The following is an 18,774-nucleotide window of genomic DNA, read 5'->3' as shown; positions in this document are numbered from 1 at the left end:
ACTTGTCTGTTTCTGGGTGGGAGACAAAATTGAACATTTAGAATGAAAAAAGCGAATATCCTTCACCTACTCAGACTTATTCTCTTCCAGTACACTTCTTGCTAACTGGTGCAATCCACGAAACGGTTTTCACCCTGCTGACCACATACTCTACACATGATACTCGCCCTCACTGGCTCATTTACGGGTCTTTGTATAGCCGCCTCACTGTTTATTTCAAATAACTATTACACAGACTTAGCCTAAATAAAAAAGGCACCCCCAAAACTGGAGATGCCTAGATTTATCAAATCAGTAACCAAAAAAATCAGGATAGCTCTATAAATTCTTTCACTTCTTTTTTGATGAGTTCAGCTTTGACCCTCAAAGCAGCAGGCGAAATATTTACGAGTTTTTTCAAAGAGTTGTACAGCTCGGCCTTACGCTTCATATCTTCCTCAAACTCCTCAGGGTTGGCCTCAGGGTCATCGGATTTTTTGAGCTCAGCCAGTGTCTTTTTATCACTCTTGAGCACGTCTTTCATCAAAGGCAGCAACTGCTCTATTGCATTTCTTGCTTCTTGAAAGTTACGCACCTCTATAGCTTCCTCCAGGCGCTGCGAAAGCTCCATAAAGGTATCATCTACTCCTCCTTTCGCATCCAGGCCTTGTGGGCACCACAAAGCAATCACTAGCAGAAAGGGAATCAATGGGCGGCTGGATGTTTTCATAATTCTCATGATTTGTCCAGCACAAATATACTAAATTTATTTAACTCTCTTTTTTACAGCGTGTTACACCCTTTTATATAAAGCTCAACATAACCAAATGAAGCTAACTAATTACCCATAAGCATTATAAGGAAAACACAAATAAGTCTACAGAAAACACAAACTCCAAAAACGCAAAAAGCCCATTCGTTTGCACGAATGGGCTTTTTTATGTGTTTTTCTGCTCTTGCAGAGGGTTTACTTCACTACCTCTACAATTTGCTCTATTTTTTCTGTTTTGCTATCCTCCACAACTTCTTCTACAGCATCTGTCTGTACCTCAGCGCTATGAGATACTCCGCCGTAGATTTCGCCTAATATTGGAGCTATAACCAGCCCTACTAAACAAGTAAGTTTGATCAGGATATTCATAGAAGGTCCTGAAGTATCTTTGAAAGGATCGCCTACTGTATCACCAGTTACGGCAGCTTTGTGTGCCTCTGACCCTTTGTAAGTCATTTCACCGTCTATCATTACGCCTGCCTCAAAGGACTTTTTCGCATTGTCCCAGGCACCACCGGCATTGTTTTGGAATATAGCCCAAAGCACACCTGATACAGCCACACCAGCCATATAGGAACCTAGTGCTTCCGGTCCCATTAGGAATCCGATTAGTATTGGAGCAACAATTGTAATGGCCCCAGGAAGCATCATCTCACGAATAGCTGCTTTGGTAGAAATATCCACACACTTGCCATACTCTGGTTTGCCAGTACCTTCCATGATACCCGGAATTTCTTTGAACTGGCGACGCACTTCTTTTACCATCTCCATGGCTGCTTTACCAACTGACTGCATGGCCAAAGCTGAGAATACCACTGGCACCATACCACCTATAAATAGGGCAGCTAGCACGTCGGCTTTGAAGATATTGATCCCATCAATACCCGTAAACGTAACATACGCTGCAAAAAGCGCCAGGGCTGTAAGTGCAGCAGAAGCAATCGCAAATCCCTTACCTACTGCAGCAGTAGTGTTTCCTACCGAATCCAAAATATCTGTACGCTCACGCACCTCCTCAGGTAGCTCACTCATTTCAGCAATTCCTCCAGCATTATCAGCGATAGGACCAAATGCGTCAATAGCCAACTGCATAGCCGTAGTGGCCATCATGGCAGATGCAGCGATACCTACACCGTAAAATCCTGCAAACTCATACGCTCCCCAGATCGCACCGGCGAAAAGAATGATTGGCGCAAAAGTAGAAATCATACCCGTAGACAAACCAGCAATGATATTGGTAGCTGCTCCAGTGGATGAATTTTGTACGATATCCAAAACAGGTTTTTTACCGAGACCTGTATAGTATTCTGTAAAATATGAAATAGCTCCACCCACAAACAAGCCGATGAGTACAGCATAAAAGACATTGATTGCCGGGATGTCGATGATTCCAAGACCAAAAAAGTCCATTTGCATGTTGGCAGGCAACATGAGATCAATCACAAAATAAGATGCTATGGCCGTAAGTATAATCGAACTCCAGTTTCCCTTATTGAGTGCACTTTGCACCTGTGCCTCTTTGGCTCCATTGTCTTTAATAGAAATAAAGAAAGTACCGATGATCGAAAAGATGATTCCCAGACCTGCAATAATCAAAGGCAACAAAATTGGCCCAATGCCATTGAACTTGTCAGTAATAGCACCGCCCATGTCGCGGATCACGTAGTTTCCAAGCACCATGGATGCCAGTACTGTAGCTACATACGAACCGAACAGGTCAGCGCCCATTCCAGCTACGTCGCCTACATTGTCACCCACATTATCAGCAATAGTAGCCGGGTTACGAGGGTCATCCTCAGGGATACCAGCCTCTACTTTTCCAACAAGGTCAGCTCCTACATCAGCTGCTTTGGTATAGATACCTCCGCCTACACGCGCAAAGAGAGCAATAGACTCGGCACCAAGTGAAAACCCAGCCAGTGCCTCCAGTACCATTGTCATGTCGCCGTTGTTGGTCCACTCGCCACCCATAAACCAGGTAAACAACAGGATAAACAACATACTCAATCCAAAAACAGCCAGGCCGGCAACTCCAAGTCCCATTACGGTACCTCCGGTAAAAGAAACCTTCAATGCATTCGGTAAACTAGTACGTGCAGCTTGTGTGGTTCTTACATTGGCAGCAGTAGCGATGCGCATGCCTATATTTCCCGCTACAGCGGAAAAAATGGCTCCAATCACGAAAGCAACTACAATAAACCAGTGGGTAGTCTCTACCAGGGTAGAAATCACTCCGAGCAAAATACCCGCTAGCACCACAAAAATGGCCAGCACTCGGTATTCGGCACTTAAAAAAGCCAGGGCACCCTCTCGGATATGGTTTGCCAACGACTGCATTTTCTCATCGCCAGCATCCTGTTTGTTGACCCATTTTGACTTAACGATCATCACAATGATCCCTACCAATGCCAGGACTGGCACCGCGTATATCCAATAACTCATAGTATTATAGGTTTTTAAAAAGCTGTGCAAAGATAACCGACTCCATAAATTATAAAAATGGAAACAGAGCGAGGTTTTCAGCCATCAGAATTGCATTATTCATAAATCCAGAAAAAGCTACCTACTATTAACTCAAAGGCACTATTCAAGCAATTTTTTCAGGCTTACATTTGGCTTAGCATAGGTAAATCTTGCCAATCTTTTTGTTTTATGATAGCTATCTAACCCTGAGGACGTAAGTGTTCCTGCCGCTTCGAGATCGATAAAGCCATCCTTACCCACCACTTCCTCAGGGGCAATCAAATGCTTGATGACTCCAATAATCAGATGTGTACCATTTGACTGCACATCCAGACGCTCCACCAGTGATAATCCAATCTTGATTTTGGCGTTACGAACGAATGGAGCTTCAAAACCCTCCAGGTACTCTTCTTGAAGCTTGCAGGCTTCAAACTCAGACTGTTGCCACCTTGCAGCTGTATGATGTACTTCAGCTAAAAACTCAGCTGTAATGTGATTTATCGTATAGACTTTAGTAGTCAAAATATTTTCTAATGTATGGCGCTTTACGGTATGCGGTCTAAACAACACCCCGATCATGGCCGGATCCGCCCCTACATGAATAATCTGACTAAAAGGTGCCACGTTGGTAGTCCCCTCCTGGCTTTTGGTCCCTATAAGTGCCACACTTTTAAACCCCGTAACCGAATTGATGAGATTTCGGCGAAAGGACTTATCCAGAGTTGAAATTTGTTGGTCTGAAAAATGCATTAGCTCTGATGGGCCTCCTCCAGCGTATTACAGTATTTAATATCTAGTTGTGACCGCTCTTCGGCGGAAAATTGTTCAAGTAGTGGGTTTCTTGCAATAGCCACAGCCTGCTCAAACCACCGCAAGTTTGGCAAAATCTTTCGGTGCTTGCTTACACCCAGCTGAAGCATTTCTCGCTTCCAGTGTAAAAAATACCATTCCATAGTAGGCTGATGAAAGGTGGTCAATGCACGCTTGTCGAAGATGAATTTATGATAGCTTCCACCTCTGGCAATCTCCACCATCTGTACGAAGACCTTTTTGAATTCATCGATCGGCACATAAGACTCCTTGAGGATACAGGCGATCTCATCGGATGTGGTAAATACTGCCGCAAAGCGGCCATCAATTCTTTGTTGAAATCCGAGGTTTTTCATTTCCTCGAGAGCCTGGGCAATCTCGGTGGAGTGGTCAGTGGTATCCATACTTATTGCGCTCATGGTTATCTTCAATTTCGTTTTGAAAGTTTTTCATGCGTTCTTCCAGATCGGCGGCATACTCAAAAGCGCTTTTCATCATCTGCTCCTGAGAAGACAGTTTTTCCCTCAGCAAGGACAGTTCGTCAGTCAGGGCACTTATCTTTTGCTCGTACTCCTTGCGGATACGCTCCTGTTCCAACTTCGCTTTCCGGAGTTCCTCCCTAAATATCATCAAGGCTTCTGGTGGATGACTCATTCGTTATCTAAATAGGTATTACACCATGCATATCCCTTTGTGGAAAGGGGATGTTTCTAACTTACTTTGGTTTTTTTAAAGCGGACGTATGGCAGACATGCCTCCATCCAGATGGATCACCTGACCGGTCATCCAGGAAGATTCGTCTGAGAGCAGGTACTTCACTGCATGAGCCAGATCCTCAGGCTTACCCACCCTTCCCAGGGGATGGCGCTCATCAGATGCCTTGCGCTTTTCCTCTGAAGCTAATAGCGTAGCTGCCATTGGAGTGTCAGTTAGACTAGGAGCTAAGGCATTTACTCGAATACCTGATTTTGCAAACTCAGCAGCCAGCGTCCGAACCAACCCTTCAATGGCTCCTTTGGCAGCAGCCACCGAAGCATGAAAGCTCATTCCCTGGCTCACAGCTACTGTGCTAAAGAGCACGATACTAGCATTCTTAGACTTTTTCAGGCTTTTCAAGCTAGCCTTTATCGTCTTTACAGCCCCAAGTACGTTGATATCGAAATCCCGCTGATAGTCCGCGGGCTTCAGACTTTGGAAGGGCTTTAGGTTGATAGAACCAGGACAATACACCAGACCATCTAGCTGATCTGGAAGCCCTGCAATCTCTTCAAAATCTTCCGTTACGTCTAGCTGAATATTGGCAATGCCCTCTACCTCGCTTCTGGAGATATTTATTAGAGAATTTTCAGTTGTGAGCAATTTCACTACAGATGCACCAATTCCACTGGTGCCACCTACTATGGCTATTTGCTTGTTCATTAGGGATTTGGGTTATGTTGCTCTTACACTACAGGTCCGTCTTGGAGTTGATGTAGTTCAAAAACTCAGTTTTCACACTCTGGTCTTTAAACTTCCCATCAAAAAAGGCAGTACCTGTCATGCTATTGGTATCATTGACTCCTCTGGAAGACACACACATATGTGTTGCATCGAGCACCACAGCCACATCTTCGGTCTGAAGCACCTCTTTGAGTTCATTGGCTATCTGCATAGTTAGACGCTCTTGTACTTGAGGGCGCTTGGCGTAGTACTGCACTACCCGGTTGATCTTAGACAAGCCAATAACCTTACCGCTGCTAAAGTACGCCACATGTGCTTTACCGTAAATTGGTACAAAATGATGCTCACAATGGGAGTAAAACGTAATGTCTTTCTCTACAAGCATCTGGTCGTACTTGTATTTATTTTCAAACAGCCTGACTTTTGGCTTGTTGGCGGGATTGAGCCCGCTAAAAACTTCCTGCACATACATCTTAGCCACCCGGTGCGGAGTGCCTTGCAAACTGTCATCTGTAAGATCCAGCCCCAGTATCTGCATGATTTCCTTGAAGTGCTTGGAAATCAACTCCATTTTTAGTTCGTCATCCATCTCAAACGCATCCGCCCGTAATGGCGTGCTGTCTGAAGAACCTACATGATCCTCTGCAAAATCGTCTTCCATATTATTTAACTCATGCTGGGTATTCAACAAAGTTTCTTTCTGTTTCATAAAGCGTCACTTTCATTTCCAAATTATCATCAATATGCTCCCTGAGGGTGTTGTAGATTACCACAGCAATGTTCTCAGCGGTTGGATTGACAGATTTAAATTCTTCCGTATCGAGGTTCAGGTTTTTGTGATCGAACTTTTTGAGGACATGCTCTTTGATCAGATCACTTAACTTCTTCATATCATATACATATCCGGTATCAGGATCTGGCTCTCCCACAAGCTTTACTACCAACTCATAGTTGTGTCCATGCCAATTCGGATTGTTGCATTTCCCAAACACCTTCTCATTTTGCTCCTCACTCCAGTCAGGGTTATACAGACGGTGGGCAGCATTGAAATGTTCCTTACGGAATACAGCTACTTTCATCAATGTTGTTTTCTTCTATTCTTAATTCTCGGTGAAGATCCTCTCTTTCTCAATCAGAACTCTCACTTTTTCGTTCCTCTCTGTCCATTTTTCGGTGGACCAATGACGGTACAAAGATCACAATTCTTCTGCCAAACATAATGCAAAATATTTTTGTTTAACTTTTTCAAATAATATTTACACAAAATATGTGCGACGTAATTGTCATCGGGAGTGGCATGGGTTCTCTTACAGCCGCGGCTATGTTGGCTTTGAAAGGACTCCAACCATTGATTTTGGAGCAAAACTGGATCCCAGGAGGCTGTACCACCTCTTATCCCCGAAAGGGCTACACATTTGAAGCTGGAGCTACCACGCTAGTAGGACTGGATGATCACATGCCACTTCGCTATTTGCTAGATGCTACAGGCATAGCATTGCCCTCACGCAAGCTAGACCTGCCTATGCAAGTGCACCTTACCAATGGCCAAACGCTCAGTCGCTTTCAGGACCTGGATAGGTGGATAGCAGAATGTGATCAGAAGTTTGGGGTGAATTCAAGTGCGTTTTGGCAAGAAGCCTACACCATGAGCAAGTTTGTATGGCAAGCCAGCACCAGATACCTTCACTTCCCTCCGGAGCGAACCACAGATTACCTCCGCCTGCTCAAAAAGATGCGACTGAATGATGTAGCCAACATTCCTGCAGCATGGACCACCACCGAAGAAGTCCTCATACGCCACCATCTAAACACACCTGACTTCAGGGCTTTTATAGATCAGCAACTGTTGATTACAGCTCAAAATACTGCAGAACAGGTAAATTGGCTATTTGGAGCGGCAGCCCTTTGCTATACCAATTATGGCAACTACTACATAGATGGTGGCCTGCGAAACCTGGTAAATCCTCTAGTGGAATACATAACATCTCAGGGTGGAAATCTTCAATTACGCGAACCAGTTGTTCAAATAGAGGATTTGGGTGACCAGTACCAGGTAACGACCAAAAACACCACCTACCATTCAAAGTATTTAGTCTCGGGAATCCCCTTAAACAACCTGCTCGATCACTGTAAGTTTCCAGTCCGCTATGCACCGAAGGTCATGAAAAGCGAACAACTATATAGTGCCTTCCAAATGGGCATAGCCTATAAACCCCACAACCAACTTGAATCCCTTCACCATCAAATTCACATCACCAACGCACTGTCTGGAGCAGGTTCTTCTAGTATTTTCCTTAGTCTCAGCCACCCCGAAGATACTACCCGCAGCCCCGATCCGGACACTTCTGTGGCCAGCATCAGTACTCACATCCCCAACCCCAAACACAACATCATCTCTACAGAAGAATGGGAACAACAACTACTCAACGAACTGGCACGTCGAGATATCATTCGCCCTGAAAATATTGTCTATCAGCACAGCAGTGGCCCCCGATCATGGCACAAATGGACCGGACGAGCACATGGTTTTGTGGGTGGGTATCCCCAGTACAAGCATATAAAGCCCTGGCAGATGGTTGGGGCACGACTCGATCTCAAACGTGCCTATCACTGCGGGGATACTGCTTACCCGGGACAGGGGATCCCAGGGGCCACACTGAGTGGAATCATAGCTGCCACAAAACTCACCAACGACTGGCTGTAAGGCCAGGCCCTACGGCTCTAAAAATTCGAATAAATCGTAGAATAGTAATATTCATCTATTTTTTTGCATTATTTCATTGCATTCTTCCATGAATTAGCTATATTAGTCGACGAATCAACACTTATTATAGACGAGCTATGAACTGGATTAAGAACATTTTCACTGGCAGAAAGGAGAAAGAAACCATCAATAAAATGGCTAGCATTGCGAAATACGAGGGGTTGTTTAGCAAAACAGACCTCAGTGTAATTGAAGAAGAGCTGCCATATATTTCCTTTGGCCAGGCAGACCCCTTCCAAATAGAAAAACTCAGAACAAGCCTTCCTGAGGACACCAAAGAGCGCTTTGCCCTGGCGCACTATCTCATTGATTCACTCATGGTAAGCGGAGCATTGGCCCAGCGCAGAGAAGACGTAGCAGCCAAAATACTTTCGGCAATGGACATCCCACTGACCAAAGCGCAGGAGCTTACCGCTTTTCTCAAGCTAAACATTCGAAATGGTCTGTCGATGGAAGATTCTTTCCAAAGGCTGGGTTACTTAGTATCCCAAACGGCTTACGCATCTTAGCAGCCTCTCTTGTTACTATATACTATGGAAAAACCTACCCCTTATTATCAGTAGACCAGATTCTCACATCAACTGCTAGTTGCGAAGAATCCGCTTAGGAAGCCCTAGACCGCTTCGACTCATGCCCCGACAGTTTACGAGCCGCGTAAATTGATCGGGGCTTCCTTTTTATTCAAACCACATAAAATAAAAGCAGATGTTTGAATCTAAACGGACCTGTTGTTGTTTTGTGTGCTAAATTCGAACAATGGAAATAGCTGAAATCAAACAAAAGCTTGAAAGCTACAAGGCAGAAGGCAAGACTCTTTTCTCTACCTCCTCCTTCCAAACGCACAGTCTGGTGATGCTGCACATCCTTAGTCGGATAGACAACACCATTCCTATATATTTTCTCAATACCGGCTATCACTTTCCTGAGACGGTAGCATTCAAAGATCGGATTGCTGAAGAATTCGGTTTGAATGTGGTAGAAACCAAATCTACCATGCCTCGCTATATGCAGAAAGACCATGCGGGCAGACTCCTGTTTACCTCAGACCCAGACCACTGCTGCTATATCAACAAAACTGCCCCTACAGGCGAACTACTAAAGACTTATGATGTCTGGATCAATGGTGTACGTGGTGACCAAAGTGCCACGCGGCGCGCGATGGACGTGGAGCAGGAAGCTCCCCATAACACCATTCGGTTTCACCCGATGCTGGACTGGAACATGAAAAAAATCTTTGCTTACATACGCGAACACAACCTGCCACGCCACCCCCTGGATGCTAAAGGTTACCTCAGTATTGGCTGTGAGCCCTGTACCAGACGCCTGGACCCTGAAATGCAGGAACGCGAAGCACGATGGTTTGGCCTCAACAAAGTAGAATGTGGCCTACATACTGATCTTGTAAAGAAATAGCATAACCCATCCTAATTCATTAGATCATTTTAGTTTTGCGGCTGCTGTTCGCAAAACTCCAACCCGATAAAAACATGAATGTACTGATCACTGGGGGTGCCGGATATTTGGGCACCGAACTCATTAAGCAGCTATCGCAAAATCCTGAAGTAAACCAAATCAAGGTTTATGACAACCTCAGCCGAGACAATTTTGCCTTCTTTACAGGACACAAATATGCCAACCATGAGCAAATCACCTTCATACAAGGGGAGCTCCTGGACTCACGCAAACTCAACAAAGCGCTGGAAGACGTGGATGTGGTCTATCACCTGGCTGCCAAAGTAGCCACCCCCTACTCCACCACAGACCCGCACTTTTTTGAGCAGGTCAACCACTGGGGTACAGCCGAACTGGTATATGCCGTGGAAGAAAGCAACGTACAGCACTTCATCTACTGCAGCAGCATAGGAGTATATGGGTCGTCCACTACTCCACTAGACGAAAGTGTAGCACCAAACCCACGTACCTTCTACGCCATCTCCAAGCTAAGAGGCGAAGAACACGTAGCTCGTCTGCAATCCAAAATGAAAACCCACATCATTCGAAGTGGAAACATCTATGGATTTAGCCGAAGCATGCGGTTTGATTCGGTGATCAACAAGTTTGTTTTTGAGAGTAACTTCAACAACATGATTACCATCCATGGAGACGGCAAACAAAAGCGGGCGTTTGTACATGTAGACTATATCTCTGACGTCTTCAACAGACTATTGACTGCTGATGTACCTGCTGGCACCTATAATCTGATAGAGCGCAACCTGGCAGTTCTGGATATTGTGGACGTCATGAAGGAAATCAACCCTACGCTGGAATTTATCTTCATCAATCAGCACCTCAAACTGAGAAACATTGTAGCCAGTACAGACCTAAAGCTGGCAGCACACATGGAGCTGGGCGAAAAGCAAACGTTTAAAGAGCAAATGGAAGACTTTCATAAAAAATGGGCGTTTTAATAACGCCCATTTTTTTTACCTCATCAAGAATATTTTCCCTGAAGCTTTACGGGTCACGCCAGATTTGGCCGTATACGTGATCTCATAATAGTAAGACCCCTGAGGTACGTCTTTACCACTAAATGTACCATCCCATGAAGCAGAAAGCTTATCTGAGCTGTAAACGATCTGCCCATTTCGGTTCTGCACACGCATCACCAGAGAAGTAACGTTTTTAAATCCAGGCCTGAAGTTTTCGTTGCGGCCATCCCCATTGGGAGTGAATGCCGTAGGTACCGCAAAATTGTATCCTTGAATGATCTCCAGCGTGTCTGTCTTAGACATGGTGCAGCCTACTTCGTTTTCCACCGTGAGCGTCACCGCATACGTACCTGGAGTTTCGTAGATCACTTCCGTATTTTGTTCTTCGGAGGCACGGGTATCTCCAAAATTCCAAAACCAGGACACCAGCCCCTCGCCAAGTGATTCATCCGTCAGTGTTATTGGAAAATCAATCGCAAACTCTTCCGTTTTGATGCTAAACTCTGCCTCCAACTCATACTGGTTGCGCATACGTATCAGCGTATCATAGGTACAGCCTACATCGTCTTTTACTTCCAGCAGGTAATCTCTACCGGCCAGGTTTACATAGTTGTTGACAGAACTAAACGCCGCACTGTCAAAGGAATACGTGTATGGAAATGAACCACCCGTACCCTGCACAGAAAGCGAGCCATTTTCGGTATTTGGACATAAGTTATCTTCTTTACTGATGACCGATATACCTAGTGGCTCTGGTGCGGTTATGGTCACTTCTACAGAGGCCGTTTCGCAAAAATTGGAGTCAGTAGCTGTCAGCTGATAGACTCCCGCCGGAATAGCCGACAGGTCCTCTTCTTTACTATACGGCAGGCCATCCTTAAACCACTGAAGCTTGTAGGGTGGCACCCCACCACTCACGGTAGCGTCTATTTCCGCATCGTAAGGCGTGGCACACGTGTTGTTTTGTGAAGTCAATGCAATCACAAATGGATCTGGCTGAGTGACCTCCACAGTCCTACTGATGGTACATCCTTCTTTGTCCTCTACGGTCACTTTGTAAAACGCCGCCTCCAGGTTATTGGCAAAAGAAGAAGTGTTTTCAAAAGCTTCTCCATCTTTTTGCCAGCTGTACGTATAATCTCCATATCCTCCACTTACCTGTACCGATACGCTCCCGGTATTACCATCATAGCAGAGCACATTTTCGATCGCAAACTCCAGGGCCAGCGCTGATGGGTTTTCAATCTCAAAGGTTGTTGACTTGATACAGCCGTATTGATCTTCTACAAATAGCTCATAACTTCCAGCTCCTATGCCCGACAGGTCTTCACTGTTTTGCGAAAACAGCTCACCATCCTTTTCCCAGTATACGTCATACTCCAGTGCTGCAGCACCAGTTACTTCTATGGTCACATCTATAGCCCCGTCCAGGTCATCAAAACAGGTGACTTTATCGATCACTCCGGAGATGCTAAAATCTGATGGAGGATCGCTCACTATATAGTCGTTGGCAGTAAAAGTACAGAGCTGCTGATCAGTCACTTCCAGCTCGTAGGTACCTGCGACCAACTCAGAAATATTTTGCTCCGTACTAATCAGCCGATCATCCAACAACCAGCGATAGCTATATGGAGGCGTGCCATTGCTTACTTCTATACTGATGGCACCATCCGCCCCACCAGTACACTTGGGATCCGTAATGGTAGCATTAACGACGATAGGTGCCGGGTCATCCACAAAGATTATGGTATCGATAGCGCACCCCTTTTCGTCTGTGAGTGTTACGGTATATTTATCTCCTGGGATATTGGCCAGGTCGAAATCTGTGTCGGCAAGGGTGCCGCTGGTTTGGCTCTCCCACTTTACAGTAAAGTTCCCATAGCCACCAGTAGGGTCCAGGGTGATCCCTCCATCGCTATAGCCATTGCAGGTTACGGGGGTGATTTCAGGCCGGAAGTAGATTTGATCCGGGTCATCCATAGTATAGCTGGCTGTGCGCTCACAGCCGTTTGCATCCTGCACGGTCACCTCATATACTGCCGAGTCCAGATCAGAAATAGTAGATCCGGCAGCTACTGTCACATTGGCCTCAGAAAAGAGCGCCACCCCATTTCGCGTCCACGACACGGTATAATCGTCTGGGTGCCCGCCATCAGCACTGATCGATAGCTCCAAGGCTCCGTTGCTTTCATCCACACACTGAATTTCGGTAGGGTTTAAAGAAATCTGGTAAACAGTGGCTGGCTCCGAAATGGTATAAGTCGCCGTAAAAGCATCACAGTCATTAGCATCATCTATCTGCACGTAGTAATCGCCAGGAGCGAGATTGTAGATAGAGTCTTCCGTACTGATATCTTCTCCTAGTGCATTATTTTTCTTCCACAGGATGGAATAGGGCGCTGTACCTCCCGAAACCTCAAGAGCTATGTACCCGGTTTCTTCTCCTTTGCATTTGATGTCTTGCACAGAGGCCGTAGCGGCTATTGGCTCAGGAGCCGAAAGGGTAATGGTAGTGTCTCTGCTACATCCCACTGAGTCAGCGATCACCACCCGGTAGATGGCGTCTTCCAGGTTTTTCCATGAAGTCTTATCGTTTTGCAATCCATTCACTGTACCTCCTTTGTACCAGCGAATGGTATATCCGGCATTACCGCCCAAATACCCTCCGTTGATGTCCAGCGTAATCGAACCTGCAGCATCTCCATCGCATTCGTTTTCCACCACAGTGGCATTAAAATCCAGCTCTGGATACTCTTCCACCTCATAACTGGCAGTACGTACACAGCCATATTCGTCTTCCACAGTTACGGCATAGGTGGCTGGCTCCAGATTATTGATATCGGTTACATTTTCGGCGAAAGCCACACCATCTTTGGTCCAGAAAATGTCTGGAAAGGGGTGTTGAGGCGAGCCGGTTCGTGTAACTGTGAGGTCTATAGCTCCATCATTGGCGCCATTGCAGATCACCGGAGTGACTTCTGCACTGATGCTATAGGTGGTGGACGGCTCTGTAACATTAAACGTATAAGTATCCGATACGCAATCATTCGCATCCGTAATGGTGAGTGCATAAGCACCGGCTTCCAGGTCACTCAGGTCTTCGTCTACTGTAGCCAACGTAGCACCATCTTTGGTCCAGGCCAATTCATAAGGTGTAACACCACCTGTTATAGTCACATCTAGTGCTCCTGTGCTCTCTCCCTTACATGCCACATGGGTAATACTTGCAGTCGCCACCAACTCATCAGGAGACTGTAGCTTAATGGTTTCGGATTTTTCACAACCCATATCATCAGTAACTTCTACCCGGTAAGTACCGTCAGTAAGGCTGCTATACGTGAGGGCGTCATTGTTGCTGGCATCCAGCACATTGTTTTTGTACCAGCGCACCTGATAGGAAGAGCCGCCTGCCAGGTAGCCGCCTGATGGTGCTATGGATATTTCTCCGTTGGCATCATTGAAGCATTCATTTTGAGTACTACTGGAAGCCAATAGCAACTCTGAAAACTCCACCACGGTAAACGTCTTGCTTTTCACACATCCATAAACCTCATCCTCGGTAGTGATCACATACTCACCAGGTGCCAATCCAGTGAGGTCCCTGCGACCATTGCCTTCCGGGAAAGCTACCCCGTCTTTTGTCCAGGTAATGTTGCTTTTGATATCGGGGTGAGCATCTCCCGCATCCCGATCGATGGTGACGTCTATGCTGCCATTGGCATCCCCATTACACACCACATTGGTCACCGTGCCAGTGATTTCATAGGTAGTCGCTGGCTCAGTGATTTCTATCACCGTATCGGCTACCTGCTCACAGTCATTGAGGTCTCGTACAGTCAGCTGATACTCCCCTGGCCCCAGATCTGAAAGGTCTTCAGTGAAGGCGTATCCGCTGGAGCCATCTTTGGACCAGTCAAAATTATAGGCTCCACTACTCAGTGGCGTACCACCGGTGACACTCATATCGATAGCTCCCGTAAGCTCTCCTTTACAGGCCACCGTGATAGCCGACTCCAGCGTAATCTCGATTTCCGCAGGAATGGAGATATTGAACGAGCGCGTGGTATCACACCCATTTCCATCGGTCACGATCACCGTATAAGTAAGATCATCGCTGATGTTGCTCAAAGTGGAGCTAGTTGCCGTATTAGAGGCCGATTCCCCAGAAAGAGCGCCACCATTTTTCTTCCATTCGAAGGTATAGGGAGAAGTTCCGCCAGTAACGTTCACATTGATTTCTGTGGGCGCCGAGCTTAGGGAAGCCGGACATTCAAACTGCGGATCATCTCCAAGAATTTCCAAAGCTGCTGGTTCTGAAATATCAAAGTTCAATTCCCGATAGCAACCTGAATTGGCCGTGACTTCTATCCGGTAGGCACCTTCTTCCAGGTCATCTTTTTGAAACACACCAGTAGCAATCACTTCACCCGAATCACGATCTTTCCATACGATGTTGTCATCCTCCACCACGGGATCGGTGTCCTTGGAGGTATCAAATTCGAAAGTATACGACCCATTGCCCGCTCCATTGCAGGTAATATCGGATTGACTGACTTCTACCAGCCCCCATTCTTTCAGTGGCTCAGTCACTGTGATATCTGCCACATCTACAGGGCAATTGTTATCATCCTGAATCCAGAGATCATACGTACCAGCAGTAATGCCAGATATAGTAGGTGAAGTGTAGTAATTGGCCCCACCATCTACTGAATAGCGATAATTACCTGTGCCTCCAGAAGCATAAAACGTGATGGAGCCCGTAGACTCGGTTCTACAAATAACTGGTGACATGGTAGCACTATCCAGTTTGGGAGCACTTGGCTCAGTAAGTTCCTGGGAGACCTCTAGCACACATCCGGTATTGCCTTCGGCTTCTATTCGATAGGTATCAGGACCTAAGCCTGAAAAACTAGTATTCCCAGCTTCAATTCCTGTTTTTCTTTGAGGAACGATTTCCTGGTCGTTTCCATCGTAAATGCGCAAGGAAAATGGGGCCTCATCATCTTGAGAATCCGTGTCCAGGCGCACCTGAATTTCTCCATCTTCTGCATTGGTACAGCTTATATTGGTAAAGCTGTTGACTTCCAGGTTAAAGCCTTTGAATATCTGAAACTCCTGCACCCCTGTACAGCCATTTTTATCGGTAATCGTCACGCTGTACTCCCCCGAATCCAATCCATTCAGTGCTGCTTCATTATCAAAACCGGTTAATTGTGTACCGTCTGCATCAAACCACTCCACCGTGTAATTGAACGGACCTGCGGCCCCCGGATCGAAAGGTGTACCACCAGCTATAGAGGTGATTTCTATGAGACCCGCCTCGTTATTACAGTTGGCGTTGATGGTATCGTACTGTATCTGGATACTACTAGGCTGCGTGATCTGAAAGTCACCGCCCGTATTACCTACATCGCACCCATATGCATCGCGAACAAACACCCGATAAGTAGCTGCAGCCAGGTTTTCAAACAAACCACCATTATCCGTAAAACCACCCGTATAGTTTGGTGTCACGGCACCAGCACCAAAGCCAAGTCCATATTCATAAGGTGGTGTGCCACCACTAGCAGACGCTTGCACTTCCCCGGAAGCATCCCCGGCACAGATATTTTGCTGGACAATCGTTTTGGTCACCGTCAGTGCGGTAGTAGAGCCTCCCACCACTGCTCCTTTGGTTCGCTCTTCGGTGCTAAGATCTTTAGTGATCGTCACGGCATAGCCTCCGTCAGGTAAAAACTCCTTTAGATCAGGGCTGGAAGAGCCAACCGATCCAGTAGCTATTGGCGTGGCTAAATCACTGGAATCCGCTACAGACCAGGTAAAATTGAACCCGCTGATATTTCCAGACATAGTTATATCTATGGAGCCATCCCCTGCATCATAACACGTTTCGTTGGTAACAGTAAGGCTAAAATTCCAGTCTTGGGCATGAGCTCCAAAAGACAGGATTATCAAAAGAAGTGGTATTAATTTCTTCATCTTGGACAGCTTTTCGGTTAGTAGGGAAGTGGACATTTCAGACGTTTTGCCGAACGTGGCGTAGCATTGGGGTCTGTGGGGTCAAACAAAAAGGTGAGCGAAATCTCATGAATACCCCCGGGCTGCGTAGCATTATCCAGAGGCATGTCATAGCTGTAGCCTACAGAAATATCAAACTTGCTCACTCCCACCACCCACGAAATGGCTGAATAATCACCATCATAAGTAGGGTTGGGAATACCTCTGTATAGCGCTCCAAAAATCAGCGGTTCTAATTGAAAAATCACTCCCGCATCCAATTGTGAAAAACCTCCCTGTGAGATGTAGCTAAAGGTGGGCATCATGGTTTTCACTGGCGCTGACTTTCTGCGGGTTTTATCCAGCTTGATGGTGTACCCGCCATGTACAGAGTAGCGTATTGGCAATGTAGCCTCCCCTCCTTCTACAAACGACACGTTGTTTTGCAGCAGGTTGTGCATGCCATAGCCAAACCACCATTGCTTACCGAAAGTAAGCACACCAAAGGCCACATCGTAGTAGCTGATTTGGTCATTTACCGCGAGGGGCTCATTGCTGCCACCTGAGACGTTACCTTCATTATCGATCTGATCAGAAAAGAGAAAGTGGCTAAAATCTATCCCTTGTTGAGAAAACGAACCTTGAAGCGCAGGCTTTACAGTTATATTTTTAGTTACCGAAAAGTCATAGCTAATCGGCAAGGCGACTGTGCGCGTAAAAAAGCCATTGAACTCATCCTGATCTGACAAAAGGAGCACTCCTGCGCTGGCATAAAAGTCTTTGAAATAGTAATCTGCATAGGCCGAATGAGTTTTAAACGAAGACTCATTGGCTGAACCCTGCTTGCGGTAGTTGGTACCTACGCGAGCCATTCCGGTAGCGCCGGTAAAGGCCGGATTGAGGTAAATCGGTGCCTGATAAAACTGGGTAAATCGGATATCCTGTGCTTGCACCTCCCACGACACTGCCGCAAGCGCAAGCATTAAAAGCAACTTTCTCATTCTCACAATTTGGTTAGGCCTACTTAGCGGTAAATATAGTTGTCCCACTCTTACAACGATCAGGAACAACTACTCCCTACCCCTATGATTTTGCCAAAGGCAACATTTTTCTTGTGGCTGCCGATAGCATACCTTAAAATTCTCCAAATTTTCGAAGAGATGCACTACCTACTATGAGGTATTCGGTGAGTGGCCTGCCCAGTTTGCGCAGGCCTTTTCCTCAATATTCCTGCAAAAGCACCTTCCAGGCACCTATTGGATCATTGTACTTCAAGTAATTGGAGGCTAGTTTGTGTAGCTCCGTTTGAATGCGATCGGGCTCATGGTCGGCATATTCCAGTATCGCACTTACTTCGGGCTCGGCAGCAAAATTAGCTACTTCTTCTTCCGTAGGCAGCTGCTCCACATTGCCCAGCATACCCAGGTCATTTCCTGTCAGCACCCGACTGTTTCGAATGCTCGGAGGTATCTGATCAACGCCTATACCCTTGGTCCGCAGTGGCTTGGCTACTTCAAACAGTGCATCGCCCTGTGCCCGGCAGTACCAGTCCCCTCCCATGCGGGCTACAGCATCTAGCTGTGCCGGGTCTACTTTGTTATCTGTAAAAACCTCCTCTGCAATATGGAGCTTAAGCACTTCACAGATCACGAGGTTTCCGGCACCACCTTCTTCGCCTAGTGGCTTCACCTCTATCACTTTACACTCATAAGCTGCCGGGGCCTCGGCTACCCACGGGGGAGTTACCAGATCGGATTTTTGGGCCGTAAAGCCCGCCTTTTCAAATTCGTTTACTCCACGATCATACTCTGTGCTGGCTAGCGACATCTGCTGCACCATGTCATAGTTCACGATATTGATCGTCACTTCGGGTACCTCCAGCACATTTTCCAGTGTATGCTTGGTAGTATTGTCACGTACACGCCTGGCCGGCGAAAAAATCATGATCGGCGGATGTGCACTGAATACGTTAAAAAAAGAAAACGGACTCAGGTTCACCTCACCAGACTTACTCACTGTGCTGGCAAAAGCGATGGGACGTGGTGCCACTGTACCCAGTAGCAATTGATGCAGCTGGGGGGTGGGCAGCTCTTTGGGTAAAAAACTTTTCATGGATTTTT

General features: G+C 46.3%; 15 protein-coding genes. 4 read left to right on the top strand and 11 right to left on the bottom strand.

What is annotated here, in order from left to right; genetic code table 11:
• Nucleotides 1–307 precede the first annotated feature (307 nt).
• The 8 genes from C7460_RS06825 to C7460_RS06790 all read right to left on the bottom strand — a co-directional run bounded on the left by C7460_RS06825 (nucleotide 308) and on the right by C7460_RS06790 (nucleotide 6,543).
• The gene (locus C7460_RS06825) at nucleotides 308–709 is read right to left on the bottom strand and encodes a hypothetical protein (RefSeq protein WP_115867337.1); all 402 of its coding nucleotides are present in this window, start codon (nucleotides 707–709) and stop codon (nucleotides 308–310) included.
• A 237-nt stretch (nucleotides 710–946) separates the two neighbouring features.
• On the bottom strand, nucleotides 947–3,193 hold the full coding sequence (locus C7460_RS06820; protein WP_115867336.1) for a sodium-translocating pyrophosphatase: 2,247 nt from the start codon (nucleotides 3,191–3,193) through the stop codon (nucleotides 947–949).
• A gap of 141 nt (nucleotides 3,194–3,334) precedes the next feature.
• The gene (locus C7460_RS06815) at nucleotides 3,335–3,964 is read right to left on the bottom strand and encodes a flavin reductase family protein (RefSeq protein ID WP_115867335.1); all 630 of its coding nucleotides are present in this window, start codon (nucleotides 3,962–3,964) and stop codon (nucleotides 3,335–3,337) included.
• A complete protein-coding gene (locus C7460_RS06810; protein WP_245986213.1) occupies nucleotides 3,964–4,443 on the bottom strand; it encodes a hypothetical protein in 480 nt (159 codons plus the stop codon). Before C7460_RS06810 ends, C7460_RS06815 begins: the two co-directional genes overlap by 1 nt.
• On the bottom strand, nucleotides 4,415–4,678 hold the full coding sequence (locus C7460_RS06805; protein ID WP_115867334.1) for a hypothetical protein: 264 nt from the start codon (nucleotides 4,676–4,678) through the stop codon (nucleotides 4,415–4,417). The genes C7460_RS06810 and C7460_RS06805 overlap by 29 nt, the downstream gene beginning before the upstream one ends.
• Nucleotides 4,679–4,753: 75 nt before the next feature.
• Nucleotides 4,754–5,443 carry an SDR family NAD(P)-dependent oxidoreductase gene (locus tag C7460_RS06800; RefSeq protein WP_115867333.1) on the bottom strand — a complete coding sequence of 230 codons (690 nt, stop codon included), beginning with the start codon at nucleotides 5,441–5,443 and terminating at the stop codon, nucleotides 4,754–4,756.
• A 28-nt stretch (nucleotides 5,444–5,471) separates the two neighbouring features.
• Complete coding sequence (gene folE / locus C7460_RS06795; protein ID WP_115867332.1) at nucleotides 5,472–6,173, bottom strand: GTP cyclohydrolase I FolE; 702 nt, start codon at nucleotides 6,171–6,173, stop codon at nucleotides 5,472–5,474.
• Complete coding sequence (locus C7460_RS06790; RefSeq protein WP_115867331.1) at nucleotides 6,136–6,543, bottom strand: 6-pyruvoyl trahydropterin synthase family protein; 408 nt, start codon at nucleotides 6,541–6,543, stop codon at nucleotides 6,136–6,138. Before C7460_RS06790 ends, folE begins: the two co-directional genes overlap by 38 nt.
• 188 nt (nucleotides 6,544–6,731) lie before the next feature.
• Here C7460_RS06790 and C7460_RS06785 point away from each other — a divergent pair, with 188 nt between their 5' ends.
• The 4 genes from C7460_RS06785 to C7460_RS06770 all read left to right on the top strand — a co-directional run bounded on the left by C7460_RS06785 (nucleotide 6,732) and on the right by C7460_RS06770 (nucleotide 10,636).
• On the top strand, nucleotides 6,732–8,168 hold the full coding sequence (locus C7460_RS06785; RefSeq protein WP_115867330.1) for a phytoene desaturase family protein: 1,437 nt from the start codon (nucleotides 6,732–6,734) through the stop codon (nucleotides 8,166–8,168).
• 137 nt (nucleotides 8,169–8,305) lie between these two features.
• The gene (locus C7460_RS06780; RefSeq protein WP_115867329.1) at nucleotides 8,306–8,737 is read left to right on the top strand and encodes a hypothetical protein; all 432 of its coding nucleotides are present in this window, start codon (nucleotides 8,306–8,308) and stop codon (nucleotides 8,735–8,737) included.
• Between the two features lie 247 nt (nucleotides 8,738–8,984).
• Nucleotides 8,985–9,641: a phosphoadenylyl-sulfate reductase gene (locus tag C7460_RS06775; protein ID WP_115867328.1), complete on the top strand. Its 657-nt coding sequence runs from the start codon at nucleotides 8,985–8,987 to the stop codon at nucleotides 9,639–9,641.
• A gap of 74 nt (nucleotides 9,642–9,715) precedes the next feature.
• Nucleotides 9,716–10,636, top strand: coding sequence for an NAD-dependent epimerase/dehydratase family protein (locus tag C7460_RS06770; protein WP_115867390.1), 921 nt, complete (start codon nucleotides 9,716–9,718; stop codon nucleotides 10,634–10,636).
• Nucleotides 10,637–10,651: 15 nt separating this feature from the next.
• Here the strand turns inward: C7460_RS06770 and C7460_RS06765 are convergent, their stop codons facing one another.
• The 3 genes from C7460_RS06765 to C7460_RS06755 all read right to left on the bottom strand — a co-directional run bounded on the left by C7460_RS06765 (nucleotide 10,652) and on the right by C7460_RS06755 (nucleotide 18,766).
• Nucleotides 10,652–16,636: a T9SS type B sorting domain-containing protein gene (locus C7460_RS06765; protein WP_170147915.1), complete on the bottom strand. Its 5,985-nt coding sequence runs from the start codon at nucleotides 16,634–16,636 to the stop codon at nucleotides 10,652–10,654.
• A gap of 17 nt (nucleotides 16,637–16,653) precedes the next feature.
• The gene (locus C7460_RS06760) at nucleotides 16,654–17,655 is read right to left on the bottom strand and encodes a PorP/SprF family type IX secretion system membrane protein (RefSeq protein WP_115867326.1); all 1,002 of its coding nucleotides are present in this window, start codon (nucleotides 17,653–17,655) and stop codon (nucleotides 16,654–16,656) included.
• Between the two features lie 220 nt (nucleotides 17,656–17,875).
• Nucleotides 17,876–18,766: a flavin reductase family protein gene (locus tag C7460_RS06755; RefSeq protein ID WP_115867325.1), complete on the bottom strand. Its 891-nt coding sequence runs from the start codon at nucleotides 18,764–18,766 to the stop codon at nucleotides 17,876–17,878.
• Nucleotides 18,767–18,774: the final 8 nt, after the last annotated feature.

The organism is Marinoscillum furvescens DSM 4134 (genome assembly GCF_003386095.1).
Taxonomy (GTDB): Bacteria; Bacteroidota; Bacteroidia; order Cytophagales; family Cyclobacteriaceae; genus Marinoscillum; species Marinoscillum furvescens.
Note: the sequence above shows the minus strand (reverse complement) of the source record. Positions and strands in the feature narration are given on the sequence as shown.